Genomic DNA, 13,067 nt, shown 5'->3' with positions numbered 1-13,067 from the left:
TCGTTTTCGACTTATTTATTGCGTGGAATTTCTGCTATATACGTAAATTTTATGCGGATTTTCGACAACTATCTTATTTATCTTGTATGATAAAAGAGAAATCGGTATTATATTCCAAGAAAAATGTTTGAGAGGGTGCGTATAGTTGAAGAAGTTTATAGCTGTTATTTTTCTATTTATTATTCTTTTATTTGGTTTGTATTTTTTAGTTAGTCCAGTTAAGAATGTTGAAAGGCTTGATCAAACTGCTTCCTTATCTTCATTAGCACAAGAAAAGTCGGCGCATGCGACGTCACTAGAACTTAACGGTGGATCTCCTATTTTAGGATACCGATTAAGTGAGAGCGATGTTAATGATTATTTGCGCAGCTATCTTTCTGAAAAAGATAAAACGATTGAAGGAGCAGAAGCTGAGTTACTCCCGGAACATATGAAATTTTATATTAATAAACATGTGGTATCTTTTATGGAATCGCAGCTTGTAGTGGATGTAACGCCAAAAGCCGAAAACGGAAAGCTTGTTTTAAAAGTGAACAGCGTGCATTTAGGAAGAATGCCGATTCCTATGTCTCTTGTGTGGGATCGTTTAAATATTGATGAGTCTTCTGATGTGACGGTTGATAAAGAAATGAATGAAATTACTCTACTCACTAACTTACCAGACTCCATTTCGTTTGAACAAGCAGATACAACGGACGAATATATAAATTTATCCGCTTCAGTAACCATTGCTTCATTACGAGATATTATAAATTTAGCACCATACCTTATCCCTAAAGATATTCAAAGAAACTTATCTCGCCAACTGAACATGTTTAGTCAATAATAAAAAGCTCACTTATTTTCTAAAATAAGTGAGCTTTTTCTATCTTGCACCATTTGACCTATGAAAAAAATTTCTGTTTTACCGATACAAAATAGAGAAGTGTTGAACCTATAAACGAATAGGGTGATTCGAAAAAAAAACACTCATATTTTATGGCTAACAGTTGATGAATAGATGAATAAAAAAATGGTGGTGATGGTAAGTGGTAAGAGTAAGTGGGTTAGCAAGCGGAATGGATATTGATCAAATCGTCAGTGATTTAATGAAGGCTGAACGTATGCCTATTGATAAAATGAAAAAACAAAAGCAAACGTTAGAGTGGCAGCGAGATGATTATCGCTCTATGAACTTGCTATTATCAGAATTTAATAATCTCGCTTTTAATATGACCTTGCAGTCTTCTTATTCGTCTAAAACGGTATCTTCAGCAGATGAAACGAAAGTAAAAGCGGCAGCTACTTCCTCAGCAGGTAACGCGTCTTATACACTTTCAAACGTGATAATGGCGACTGCTGCGCAAAATATCAGTAGTGGGAAAATTTCAGAAGGCTCTTCAGAAGGCACTATTGACCCTACTAAAAGTTTATGGGAGCAAAAAACCTTGCTTGGCAGTGCGTGGAGTGGAAAAGAGGTCAAGCAACCTGATATTACAATAAGTGCTGATACAAAGACTTCCAAGTTATCCAAAGGAGCCATTTTTGAGGGAAGCCTGCCTTCTTCTATTCAAGTGAAAAATAAAGAATCTTCTCAAGAATTTAATATAAAAACTACAGGCGATCCTACTTTAATAGGAGAGAATGATGTATTCGTTAATATGAATACGGGCGAAATGACATTCGGTTCCACGTTAGCAAACGGTAGCACTGTTCAAGGATTTACGTATAAGCAAAATGTCCTCCAGTTTTCTATTACAACGTATGACAGTAATGGAAAAGCAACAGGAGATAATGAAGACGGCAGTATGTCATTTGAATTTGATGGTTCAGCGTCATTAAATACTGTTTTGACCCAACTTAGTAATTCAAAAGTAGGTATTTCAGCCTTTTACGATGAAGGAACAGATAAAGTTGTCTTTACTCGCAAAGACACAGGAGATTTGTCAAAAGCCGGTGGTGCAGGCGGTCAAAAGATGGTGTTTTCAGGAGCGTTTTTAAAAAGTTTCTTAAAATTAGATACTCAAAAAGAAACCGGCGGAACAGATGCAAAGTTTACGCTAAACGGTCTAGAAACAACCCGTAAATCCAATACGTTTACAACGGGAGGTGTTACCTATACCCTCCAAAATAATTTTACAGGAGATGTGCGCGTTAATGTAAGCAATGATACGCAGAAAGTATTTGATACAATTAAAGATTTTGTGACCAAATACAATGAACTGATTGAGAAGATTAACGGAAAGATTACGGAAGAAAGAGACCGGAACTATCAGCCTTTGACTGATGAAGAAAGAGAAAAACTAACGGATAAACAAGCTGAGCAATGGGATGATAAGGCGAAAAGCGGTTTGTTAAAAGGAGACTCAATTTTATCAAGCGGGCTAAACCAGATGCGTTCTAACTGGTATGCCTTTGTATCAGGAGTGAGCGGAGCATTTTCGCAGCTAACCGACATCGGTATTTCAACTAGCGCAAACTATAGCGATCGAGGCAAGCTAGTCATAGAAGGTGACGGAACTAAATTAAAAGAAGCAATTGAAAAAGACCCGCAGTCAGTCATGGATTTATTTATGAAAAGTGGAAGTACAACAAGTGAAAAAGGGATTGTACGACGTTTACGAGATACGATTACTCAAACCGTATCCAAAGTTGAGCAGCGCGCTGGCCGTTCAACATGGACAAGTGAACAATTTTTGCTTGGGCGTAATTTAAAAAGCGTAAATAGCCAAATCACTAGTTTTGAAAGCAGGCTCACACAAATAGAAGACCGATATTATCGTCAGTTTACAGCAATGGAAAAAGCCATTCAAAATGCAAATGCTCAAAGCGCGCAGTTATCGCAATATTTTAGTTAAGAAGGAGTGAAAGTTTATGACAGCAAATAATCCGTATCAAGCGTATCAGCAAGGAGCTGTTCAGACTGCTTCTCCAGGAGATTTAACGCTTATGTTGTATAACGGGTGTTTAAAATTTATCAAACTTGCACGAACAGGCATACAGGAAAAAAATATTGAGCTGAAAAATACGAATCTGTTAAAAGCACAAAATATTATTCAAGAACTAATGATTACCCTTGATACAAACGTGCAAGTTGCTAAGTCTATGATGGCTATGTATGACTATATTAACCAGTGTTTAATTGAAGCAAATACAAAAAATGACACAGCAAGCTTGGATGAAGCCGAACAATATGTAACAGAATTCCGCGATACATGGAAGCAAGTTGTGCAGCTTCACCGCCAGCAAGTCCATGGAAGCGGCGGTCAAGCATAAATATGATTAACGACCTATATCAGCTAACTGATGAGATTTATCGGCTTACTCAAACATTTTCTGACAAAAATCGAGAAGAAGGCATTCAAAAGTTAGAGTATCTTCTATTAAAAAGACGTGACCTCATAGAGAAACTGCCGCCAAAAAGTAGGGATAATGAATCGATGGGTAAGAAAATTGTCGAAATGAATAAGGCAATTGATCAAAAGCTGATCTTAATTCGGCATCAAATTATGGTAGATCTCCGTTTGTTAAAAACGAAAAAAAAGCATAATAACAGCTATGTAAACCCTTACGAAACGAAATCGTTTGATGGGATGTTTTACGATAAAAAAAATTAATTCTGCGTAAAAAAATACAACCCTTCTTCTTATGAAGAAGGTCTATTTTTTTGGTTTTTTCATAAACTTTTCTCAGGTTCCAAAAATTTTCACTAAATTTTCAAAAAATTTTAATAGTTTAGGAAGGGATTGTGTCGGGTATTGTAGAATTGTAGAGGTATAGCAATGGATTAAAGGAGGAGTTCGAACATGATGTATAACATTCGCGGTGAAAACATTGAGGTGACTCCAGCAATTAGGGAATACGTAGAGAAAAAGCTTGGTAAGTTAGAGCGTTATTTCGACGAAACACCAACTGCTGACGTAAATGTAAACTTAAAAGTCTACAATAACGATCAAAAAATAGAAGTCACAATCCCAATGAATGATCTCGTATTGAGAGCTGAAGAGACACACAGTGATTTATATGCAGCTGTCGATCTTGTCCTAGATAAATTAGAGCGTCAAATTCGTAAACATAAAACAAAAGTAAATCGAAAAATGCGTGAAAAAGGCGCTGAGAAGTATCTGTTCGCAGCATTAGAAAGCGAAGCGAACGTAGCTGTTGCAACTGAAGAAGATGAATTAGAGCTAGTTCGTACAAAACGATTTAATTTAAAGCCAATGGATAGTGAAGAGGCTATTTTGCAAATGAATATGTTAGGACATAGTTTCTTTGTATTTACAAACGCTGAGACCAACATTACAAACGTTGTATATCGAAGAAAAGATGGACGATATGGATTGATTGAACCAAACTAAGATTATAGGCTCTCTTAAGCAAGAGCAGTAAAGTAAAAGCAGTGTGCCTCCGCACGCTGCTTTTTAGCTGCTTAAAAAAATAGTTCCATCACTACATAGCGTGTAGAAGATTTGGTGAATACACGAGCCGTTTTTTTAATGTTGAACGCCTGATAAAAAGAGACTTTATTTTCTCGTGCGTTACACCAGACTCTTCGTACCCCAAGGCTCTTTACCTTGAGCAACACCTCTTTTAGCAAATGACTGCCATACCCTTTTCCTTGTTCTTCTTTGAGAGTGGCAAATTTCCGGAATTGAGCTTCATCACCTGTTATAAATAAGGAAACAACTGATTTTAACTCTCCTTTTTCAAACAGTCCATAGTGCATGCCTGATGGATCATCTTTCAGCTGAATATAACTGAAATCTTTATCAGGCCACATGACGGTATGTCGGACTTCCCAAGCTTGTTCTTTTGTAATCAATTGAACGTTCATTCTACATTCCCCTTTTTTATTGTAAGAGTGAGGCAGGGGAAATCACAATAGAAAATAACTCGTTAATAGAGTAGTACTAGTAAAGAGACAGACGAAAAAGGGTACAAGTTGCTACTTGTTTAGCTGCAATGTTACAATTTTACTCAGAATGTTTTATAATGAAAGATACAGATATGAATGAAAATAGTATAAAATGTACTGATTATAAATAGAGGAGCGTTTTAATATGCTTGGATTATTTAAAAAAGTGTTTGACGGCAATCAGCGCCAAATCGGCCGTTTAGAAAAAATGGCGGACCAAATTGATGCGTTAGGTCCTGAAATAGCGTCTTTAACGGACGATCAGCTTCGTGAAAAAACAGCTGAATTTCAACAACGCTACCAAAATGGCGAATCGCTCGATAACCTATTAGATGAAGCTTTTGCGGTTGTACGTGAAGCAGCGAAACGTGTGTTAGGCATGTATCCGTACAAAGTTCAGCTAATGGGGGGTATTTCTCTGCATGAAGGGAATATCTCGGAAATGAAAACGGGTGAAGGTAAAACGTTGACAGCTACTATGCCTGTATACTTAAATGCCATTACAGGAAAAGGTGTACATGTAGTAACAGTCAATGAATACTTAGCGAGCCGTGATGCTAGTGAAATGGGTCGTTTATATGAATTCCTAGGCTTGAAAGTAGGGTTAAATCTAAACCATTTAACGCGTGAAGAAAAGCAAGAAGCATATGCAGCGGATATTACGTATAGTACAAATAATGAACTCGGATTTGACTATTTACGTGATAACATGGTGCTTTACAAAGAACAAATGGTTCAACGTCCGCTTCATTTTGCCGTAATCGATGAAGTTGACTCTATCTTAATTGATGAAGCACGTACGCCGCTTATTATATCCGGCAGCGCGCAGAAATCAACTGCGCTTTATATTCAAGCTAATGCATTCGTTCGCACGCTTGATAAAGAAACCGATTTTACTTTTGATATCAAAACAAAAAGTGTTCAGTTAACGGAAGAAGGTATGTCAAAAGCCGAGCGGGCATTTGGCATTGAAAACTTATTTGATATTTCACACGTAGCACTAAACCATCATATCAATCAAGCGCTTAAAGCACATGTAACGATGCAAAACGATGTGGATTATGTAATTGATGAAGATCAGGTCGTAATCGTTGACCAGTTTACTGGTCGTTTAATGAAAGGAAGACGTTTTAGCGACGGCTTGCATCAAGCTATCGAAGCTAAAGAGAATGTTGAGATTCAAAATGAAAGCATGACGTTAGCTACGATCACATTCCAAAACTACTTCCGTATGTATGAAAAATTATCAGGTATGACGGGTACAGCTAAAACGGAAGAAGAAGAATTCCGTAATATTTACAATATGCACGTTGTTGTTATTCCGACAAACAAGCCAATTTCACGTGACGATAAAGCGGATTTAATTTATAAGTCAATGGAAGGCAAGTTTAATGCGGTAGTAGAAGATATTGCCGAGCGTCACGCAAAAGGACAGCCTGTTCTTGTTGGTACAGTTGCGATTGAAACATCTGAAATTTTATCAGCTTTATTAAAGAAAAAAGGCATTCGCCATCACGTTTTAAATGCAAAACAGCATGAGCGTGAAGCGGATATTATCGAAAATGCGGGTCACAAAGGTGCGGTAACAATCGCAACAAATATGGCCGGTCGTGGTACGGATATCAAACTAGGTGAAGGTGTCGTTGAAGCTGGGGGTCTTGCTGTACTTGGTACAGAGCGTCATGAATCACGCCGTATTGATAATCAGCTTCGCGGACGTGCTGGACGTCAAGGGGACCCAGGGGTATCTCAATTCTATCTATCCATGGAAGATGAATTAATGCGCCGATTTGGTTCAGATAATATGATGGCAATGATGGATCGCCTTGGTATGGATGACTCACAGCCAATTCAAAGTAAAATTGTAACAAGAGCTGTTGAATCCGCTCAAAAACGCGTTGAAGGTAATAACTTCGATGCGCGTAAACAATTGCTTCAATATGATGACGTGCTTCGTCAACAGCGTGAAGTTATTTACAAACAGCGCTTTGAAGTGCTTGATTCAGACAACCTACGTGCGATTGTAGAACGTATGATTGAATCAACGCTACAGCGTGTGGTTGAAGTAAACACACCGCGTGAAGAATTAGAAGAAGAATGGAATTTACAAGCGATTATTGATTACGTAAATGCTAATGTTCTTGAGGAAGGTGAAGTCACAGAAGAAGATCTTCGCCGTAAAGAGCCTGAAGAAATGGTAGAACTGCTGGTAGATCATGCAAAAGCTCGTTATAATGAAAAAGAAGAGCAGCTCCCTGAAGAACAAATGCGTGAATTTGAAAAAGTTGTTGTTCTTAGAGCAGTTGATTCTAAATGGATGGATCATATCGATACGATGGATCAGCTTCGCCAAGGTATCCACCTTCGTGCGTACGGCCAAACAGATCCTCTTCGCGAATACCAAATGGAAGGTTTTGCGATGTTTGAAAATATGATTGCAACCATTGAAGAAGAAGTGACGAAGTATATCATGAAAGCAGAAATTAACAACAACCTTGAGCGTCAAGAGGTAGCGCAAGGTCAGGCGGCTGTTCATCCAAAAGAAGGAGACGCGCCGGCTAAGAAGAAGCCAAAAGTAAATGCGATAGAAGTTGGCCGAAATGATCCTTGTATCTGCGGAAGTGGCAAAAAGTATAAAAACTGCTGCGGTAAAGAATCATAAAGTAAGAGTCAATTAGTATAGAATGAACTAGTACAGGAAGGAAATGAGTCTTCTCATTTCCTTCCTGTGCGTCAAAAATAAAATAGAGGTGTTTAACTCATGGATTTAGTAGAAATTAAGCAAGAACTTGACAAAACAGCTAAGCGATTAGCGGACTTTAGGGGGTCTCTTTGACCTCGATACAAAACAAGCTCGTATCGATGAATTAGATGAGACTATGGCTGATCCAAATTTTTGGAATGACCAGCAGGCAGCTCAGACTGTTATTAATGAAGCCAATGGTTTGAAAGATGCAGTAAATCAATTTAACCACTTGGATGAAACATACGAAAATTTACAAGTATCTTATGAACTTGTAAAAGAAGAATACGATGAAGATTTAGCAGAAGAACTAGTTGGTGAATTAAAAGAGCTTATTTCGGGCATGAATGACTTTGAATTACAGCTGCTTTTAAGCGAGCCGTATGATAAAAATAATGCCATTTTAGAACTGCACCCAGGTGCTGGTGGAACAGAATCACAGGATTGGGGTTCGATGTTACTACGTATGTATACGCGCTGGGCGGAGAAAAAGGGTTTCAAAGTAGAAACGCTTGATTACTTACCTGGAGATGAAGCTGGTATTAAAAGTGTAACGCTTTTAATTAAAGGCCATAATGCGTACGGGTATTTAAAAGCTGAAAAAGGCGTTCATCGTCTCGTTCGTATTTCTCCGTTTGATTCATCGGGCCGTCGTCATACATCATTCGTATCGTGCGACATTATGCCGGAATTTAACGATGAAATTTCAATTGATATTCGTACGGAAGATTTGAAGGTTGATACGTATCGTGCAAGCGGTGCCGGAGGTCAGCATATCAATACAACAGATTCAGCTGTTCGTATTACTCACCTTCCAACTAATGTAGTCGTATCTTGTCAGACGGAACGTTCACAAATTAAAAACCGTGAGCAAGCAATGAAGATGTTAAAATCTAAGTTGTATCAATTAGAAATTGAAAAGCAGCAAGAGCAGCTAGCTGAAATTCGCGGAGAACAAAAAGATATTGGATGGGGAAGTCAAATTCGTTCTTACGTATTCCATCCGTATTCATTAGTAAAAGATCACCGTACAAATACCGAAGTCGGAAACACGCAAAGTGTAATGGATGGAGATCTAGATCCGTTTATCGATGCGTATTTACGTTCTCATATTTAATCAAAAGGAAGCATACCTAGGTATGCTTCCTTTTTTTAGTTGTTGGGACTTTGTAAAATTTGGATGAAGAAAAACGAGCGTAAAGAACTATTGTTAAAAAGAAAATTAAGAAAATGCAGAAATTTAAAGATTGCTGTCGTCAGTTCGCTTATTTTGTCAATGAAATAAAATGGTTAAAAATACCTGTTTTGCGGTAAGTGCTTCTTTACAATCCTTTATACCTCTTTTACAAATCGCTTTTATAATTTGAGCTAAACCAAGAGGAAGGGGCATGTACAGTGGAAAATAAATCGTTAAACGAATTAATAGAGCAAGTAAAACAGAATAGCTTTTCTTCGAGTAAGGGGTTTGATAGACGCCGTTTTTTACAAGGAGCTGGAAAAGTAGCTGGAGTATCGCTTGGATTAACGATTGCTCAGTCTATCGGTTTAAATGCAGTAGAGGTTTCAGCTGCAGCGCCTAAATTTTCGAGCTACCCGTTCACTCTAGGGGTCGCATCAGGAGATCCTTTAGCAGATAGCATTGTCCTTTGGACAAGATTAGCACCAGACCCGTTGAATGGCGGGGGAATGCCTAATCAACCCGTTCCAGTAAAATGGGAGCTTGCTGCAGATGAAGACTTTCATCGAATCATCAAACGAGGAACAGAAATGGCTAGACCTGAACTTGCTCATTCTGTTCACGTTGATGTAAAAGGATTAAAGCCAAGCCATATTTACTATTATCGATTTAAAAGCGGTCATGAGTTAAGCCCGGTTGGAAAAACAAAAACACTTCCTTCAGCAAATGCAGAAGTAGCCAGCATGACGTTTGCGTTCGCTTCATGTCAGCAGTATGAACATGGTTACTTCACAGCCTATGAACATATGGTTAAAGAACAATTAGATTTTGTAGTTCATTTGGGCGATTACATCTATGAATATGGACCAAACGAGTACGTAGCTGCAAGCGGAAACGTTCGTACTCACAGCAGCGCAGAAATTCAAACGCTTCAAGACTATCGAAACAGGCATGCTCAGTACAGGTCAGATGCTAATTTGAAATCTGCTCACGCTGCTTTTCCGTGGATTGTGACGTGGGATGACCATGAAGTAGAAAACAATTATGCAAATGTAATTCCTGAAAAAGGCCAATCAGCAGAAGCGTTTATTCAACGCCGCGCGGCAGCTTATCAAGTTTATTACGAACATATGCCTTTGCGTCAAACATCCTTGCCCCACGGAGCGGATATGAGATTATATCGTGACTTTTCATATGGGAAACTAGCTTCCTTTCAAGTGTTGGATACGCGTCAATACAGAGACGATCAAGCAAACGGAGACGGAACAAAGCCGCAAACGCCAGAATCACTTGATCCCAAACGTACGCTATTGGGGAGTGAACAAGAAAAATGGCTTTTTACTAATCTTGAAAAGTCAGCGTGTCACTGGAACGTACTGGCTCAACAAATTTTCTTTGCGCCAAGAAAATTTGGAACTGTGGCTAAGCCTACATACAGCATGGATGCATGGGATGGGTATACGGCGAATCGTCAGCGTGTCATTGATTTTATTGAAAAGAAAAAGTTGGACAACGTCATTGTACTAACTGGAGATGTACACGCTAACTGGGCTTCTAATTTACACACGGATTTTGCCAATCTTAATTCTAGAATTATTGGTGCAGAGTTCGTCGGCACCTCCATCACTTCCGGAGGGAACGGAGCAGATAAAAGAGCAGACACGGATAAAATTTTAAGTCAAAATCCACACCTCACATTCTTTAATGATTACAGAGGATATGTAAGGTGTACGGTAACTCCTGATATATGGCAAGCTGATTATCGCGTTATGCCTTTTGTAACAGAACCTGGTGCGGAAATTTCAACACGAGCTTCCTTTCAATATAAAAAAGATGGCAAAGGTATGACGGAAGTTGAAGTAAATAACGTGCCGCGTGGATTAAAAATTTCTAAGGAAGTAGAGGAAGATCGTATGCGGGCACACGGGAAAGCACATGAAAAACAAGAGTTGAAAAAGAAGGAAAAAGTAAAGCATTAGAGAGCTAAGTAAGAGAAAGGAGGTCAAGTATGTTTTCTAATATTGGAATTCCTGGTTTGGTTATTATTTTAGTCATTGCCTTAATTATTTTTGGGCCGTCTAAGCTGCCGGAAGTTGGACGGGCGTTTGGGCGAACATTAACTGAATTTAAAGGAGCTGCAAAAGGGCTCGTATCAGATGATGAAAGTGTCAAAGAAAAGCAGGCAGCAACCGTTTCTGAACAAAAAGAGAATGAATCGACATTGTAAGTAAAGAAATAGACGAGGAAACTCGTCTATTTCTACTTGTCAGAAAGGAGAGGAATACGATGGGAGAAATGAGTTTGATGGAGCACCTTGAAGAATTGCGGATTCGTATTATTAAAACACTTTGTGCATTTGTAGTTTTACTTATTGTCAGTTTTATATTTGTACAAGATATTTATCAGTGGCTAGTGAAAGATTTGGACGGCAAGCTTGCTGTACTTGGACCAAGTGAAATCTTATGGATTTATATGGTGATTGCATTTGTTTTTGCGCTTGCTTTTACGCTTCCAGTAGCTGCTTATCAAGTATTTCGGTTTGTTTCACCGGGGTTAAAAAAGGAAGAATATAAGGTTCTGATTACCTTCATTCCATTCTTTTTTCTTTTGTTTGTAAGCGGGCTGGGGTTCGGTTATTTTGTTTTATTTCCAATGGTTTTAGCATTTTTAACGGGCCTGTCGAATGATCAGTTTTCACTGATGTTTACGGCTGAGCATTATTTTCGTTTTATGCTTAATCTTTGTTTACCATTTGGTTTTTTATTTGAAATGCCTTTAGTTGTCTTATTCTTAACGCGTCTAGGGGTTCTAAATCCATTAAGGTTAGCTAGAGCAAGGAAGCTATCATATTTTGCTTTAATTGTGATATCCGTACTTATTACTCCTCCTGATTTTATTTCGGATATTTTAGTCATTGTCCCGCTGCTTCTTTTATATGAGCTCAGTGTGACAATTTCGCGCGTAGTATACAAAAAACGTTTAGGAAACGAATCAATTGCTTAATCGTATACATAAGTGTGATGAGAGAATTCATGAAATTGAAACAAAGTCCTTGTAAACAGAGTGTTTTAAACATTCTGGAGTAGGTTATAATAGAGTGAAAACTCTACAACAAGGGGGAGAAGGCTTGAAAAAAGTATTACTGACGTTAACAATCGGTCTAGCGCTTGTTTTGTCCGCATGCGGAGGAGGCGGAGGAAGCTCTAAAAATGAATCTGCTGGTGAATCTTCAGCGAGTGCAGAAGATATTGTGAAGAAAAACTGTACAGGCTGTCACGGAGTAGATTTAGGAGGAGCGAATGGACCAAGCTTGCAACATGTAGGCAGCAAGCACTCGGAAGCTGAAATTGAAAACATTATCAATAATGGTCAAGGCGGTATGCCAAAAGGACTAATTAATGAAGAAGATGCCAAAAAAGTTGCTGCTTGGCTGGCAAAGAAAAAATAAGACGGATATCCGTCTTATTTTTGTGTTAAAGCTGCTTTAATTCTTGGTTTAAGACAATGGCTTGCTCTTGAGCTTTGACATCTTTCGCTATGTCTCCAGGTGCATTTGCTTCTCCAATAATGTACCCGCTAAAGGAAGAACCAATAAAATCGACAATGTATTGAAATTGCATAATAAGAGGAAGGGCCTTTACAGATGCGCCTGTGCCTCCGACTACTAATACATAAACGCGCTTGTTTTTCATTTGTTCTTTAAAATTAATGGTTGAATCTCTGAGGCTTTCAGACCAACGATCCACAAAGTTCTTCATCAATCCGCTCATACCGTACCAGTAGAGAGGTGTAACAAATAGAATAGTATCGTGTGCTGCCATTTTTTTCGCTATATCATAATAATCATCTTGTTGATTAGTAAATCCATGTTCATCGTGACGCATATCAGTAATAGGGTGAATGGTATGCTGACGTAAGTAAACTTCTTCAGTATCGATCCCACTCAAGACTGCTTTAGCCAATTCTTCCGTATTTCCGTTTTCTCGTGAACTTCCATAAATGGTGATCATGCTACCTCTCCTCATCTTTTTTCTTATTTATCATACCTTGTTTGTACAAAAGTAGACATAAATGTGCTCTGCCTAACGATATTCATAAGAAGCAAATAAACAGTAAAAAATAACAAAATTAAAAATAAGGATAAATTCTCATGCCTTACTAAAAATATCCTACTTATGTCATATTTGAAATAAAAATGTAATATTTTTGGGGCTTATTTTCACGAAGAGTGATGTTATAATGAGAAAGCGCGT

At 38.2% G+C, this 13,067-nt stretch carries 13 protein-coding genes; 11 read left to right on the top strand and 2 right to left on the bottom strand.

The window, feature by feature from the left end; translation table 11 throughout:
• Window positions 1-145 precede the first annotated feature (145 nt).
• The 5 genes from LIS78_RS25830 to hpf all read left to right on the top strand — a co-directional run bounded on the left by LIS78_RS25830 (window position 146) and on the right by hpf (window position 4,337).
• Window positions 146-826 carry a hypothetical protein gene (locus LIS78_RS25830; protein WP_195781595.1) on the top strand — a complete coding sequence of 227 codons (681 nt, stop codon included), beginning with the start codon at window positions 146-148 and terminating at the stop codon, window positions 824-826.
• Window positions 827-1,028: 202 nt separating this feature from the next.
• On the top strand, window positions 1,029-2,837 hold the full coding sequence (gene fliD / locus LIS78_RS25825) for a flagellar filament capping protein FliD (RefSeq protein WP_209150758.1): 1,809 nt from the start codon (window positions 1,029-1,031) through the stop codon (window positions 2,835-2,837).
• Between the two features lie 16 nt (window positions 2,838-2,853).
• A complete protein-coding gene (gene fliS, locus LIS78_RS25820; RefSeq protein WP_209150757.1) occupies window positions 2,854-3,255 on the top strand; it encodes a flagellar export chaperone FliS in 402 nt (133 codons plus the stop codon).
• A 2-nt stretch (window positions 3,256-3,257) separates the two neighbouring features.
• Entirely contained in the window at window positions 3,258-3,596 is a 339-nt protein-coding gene (gene fliT, locus LIS78_RS25815; RefSeq protein WP_209150756.1) for a flagellar protein FliT, read from the top strand.
• A 189-nt stretch (window positions 3,597-3,785) separates the two neighbouring features.
• Complete coding sequence (hpf, locus tag LIS78_RS25810) at window positions 3,786-4,337, top strand: ribosome hibernation-promoting factor, HPF/YfiA family (protein ID WP_013059750.1); 552 nt, start codon at window positions 3,786-3,788, stop codon at window positions 4,335-4,337.
• Window positions 4,338-4,408: 71 nt separating this feature from the next.
• On the opposite strand, the gene LIS78_RS25805 is transcribed toward hpf, so the two are convergent.
• Window positions 4,409-4,813 (bottom strand): GNAT family N-acetyltransferase, encoded by a 405-nt coding sequence (locus LIS78_RS25805; RefSeq protein ID WP_209150755.1) that lies wholly within the window; start codon window positions 4,811-4,813, stop codon window positions 4,409-4,411.
• 226 nt (window positions 4,814-5,039) lie between these two features.
• Here LIS78_RS25805 and secA point away from each other — a divergent pair, with 226 nt between their 5' ends.
• From secA to cccB, 6 genes are all read left to right on the top strand, one after another.
• Entirely contained in the window at window positions 5,040-7,556 is a 2,517-nt protein-coding gene (gene secA / locus LIS78_RS25800) for a preprotein translocase subunit SecA (RefSeq protein WP_195781600.1), read from the top strand.
• Window positions 7,557-7,655: 99 nt separating this feature from the next.
• A protein-coding gene (prfB, locus tag LIS78_RS25795) for a peptide chain release factor 2 (RefSeq protein WP_195781601.1) occupies window positions 7,656-8,754 on the top strand; the annotation gives its coding sequence in 2 pieces (ribosomal slippage) (window positions 7,656-7,718 and window positions 7,720-8,754; 1,098 coding nt in all).
• 305 nt (window positions 8,755-9,059) lie between these two features.
• The gene (gene phoD / locus LIS78_RS25790; protein ID WP_425334728.1) at window positions 9,060-10,793 is read left to right on the top strand and encodes an alkaline phosphatase PhoD; all 1,734 of its coding nucleotides are present in this window, start codon (window positions 9,060-9,062) and stop codon (window positions 10,791-10,793) included.
• A gap of 29 nt (window positions 10,794-10,822) precedes the next feature.
• On the top strand, window positions 10,823-11,041 hold the full coding sequence (locus LIS78_RS25785) for a twin-arginine translocase TatA/TatE family subunit (RefSeq protein WP_114896989.1): 219 nt from the start codon (window positions 10,823-10,825) through the stop codon (window positions 11,039-11,041).
• Between the two features lie 59 nt (window positions 11,042-11,100).
• On the top strand, window positions 11,101-11,817 hold the full coding sequence (gene tatC / locus LIS78_RS25780; RefSeq protein WP_209150753.1) for a twin-arginine translocase subunit TatC: 717 nt from the start codon (window positions 11,101-11,103) through the stop codon (window positions 11,815-11,817).
• A 124-nt stretch (window positions 11,818-11,941) separates the two neighbouring features.
• Complete coding sequence (cccB, locus tag LIS78_RS25775) at window positions 11,942-12,262, top strand: cytochrome c551 (protein WP_195781604.1); 321 nt, start codon at window positions 11,942-11,944, stop codon at window positions 12,260-12,262.
• Between the two features lie 25 nt (window positions 12,263-12,287).
• Here the strand turns inward: cccB and LIS78_RS25770 are convergent, their stop codons facing one another.
• Window positions 12,288-12,824: a flavodoxin family protein gene (locus tag LIS78_RS25770; RefSeq protein WP_195781605.1), complete on the bottom strand. Its 537-nt coding sequence runs from the start codon at window positions 12,822-12,824 to the stop codon at window positions 12,288-12,290.
• Window positions 12,825-13,067 lie beyond the last annotated feature (243 nt).

It is taken from the genome of Priestia megaterium, from assembly GCF_023824195.1.
GTDB lineage: Bacteria > Bacillota > Bacilli > Bacillales > Bacillaceae_H > Priestia > Priestia megaterium_D.
This window is presented reverse-complemented; position numbering and strand designations above follow the sequence as displayed.

Coding starts and splice junctions, on each gene's coding strand:
- fliS (WP_209150757.1), top strand. CDS start 2,854: ATGACAGCAAATAATCCGTATCAAGCGTATCAGCAAGGAGCTGTTCAG.
- fliT (WP_209150756.1), top strand. CDS start 3,258: ATGATTAACGACCTATATCAGCTAACTGATGAGATTTATCGGCTTACT.
- hpf (WP_013059750.1), top strand. CDS start 3,786: ATGATGTATAACATTCGCGGTGAAAACATTGAGGTGACTCCAGCAATT.
- LIS78_RS25805 (WP_209150755.1), bottom strand. CDS start 4,813: ATGAACGTTCAATTGATTACAAAAGAACAAGCTTGGGAAGTCCGACAT.
- secA (WP_195781600.1), top strand. CDS start 5,040: ATGCTTGGATTATTTAAAAAAGTGTTTGACGGCAATCAGCGCCAAATC.
- LIS78_RS25785 (WP_114896989.1), top strand. CDS start 10,823: ATGTTTTCTAATATTGGAATTCCTGGTTTGGTTATTATTTTAGTCATT.
- tatC (WP_209150753.1), top strand. CDS start 11,101: ATGGGAGAAATGAGTTTGATGGAGCACCTTGAAGAATTGCGGATTCGT.
- LIS78_RS25770 (WP_195781605.1), bottom strand. CDS start 12,824: ATGATCACCATTTATGGAAGTTCACGAGAAAACGGAAATACGGAAGAA.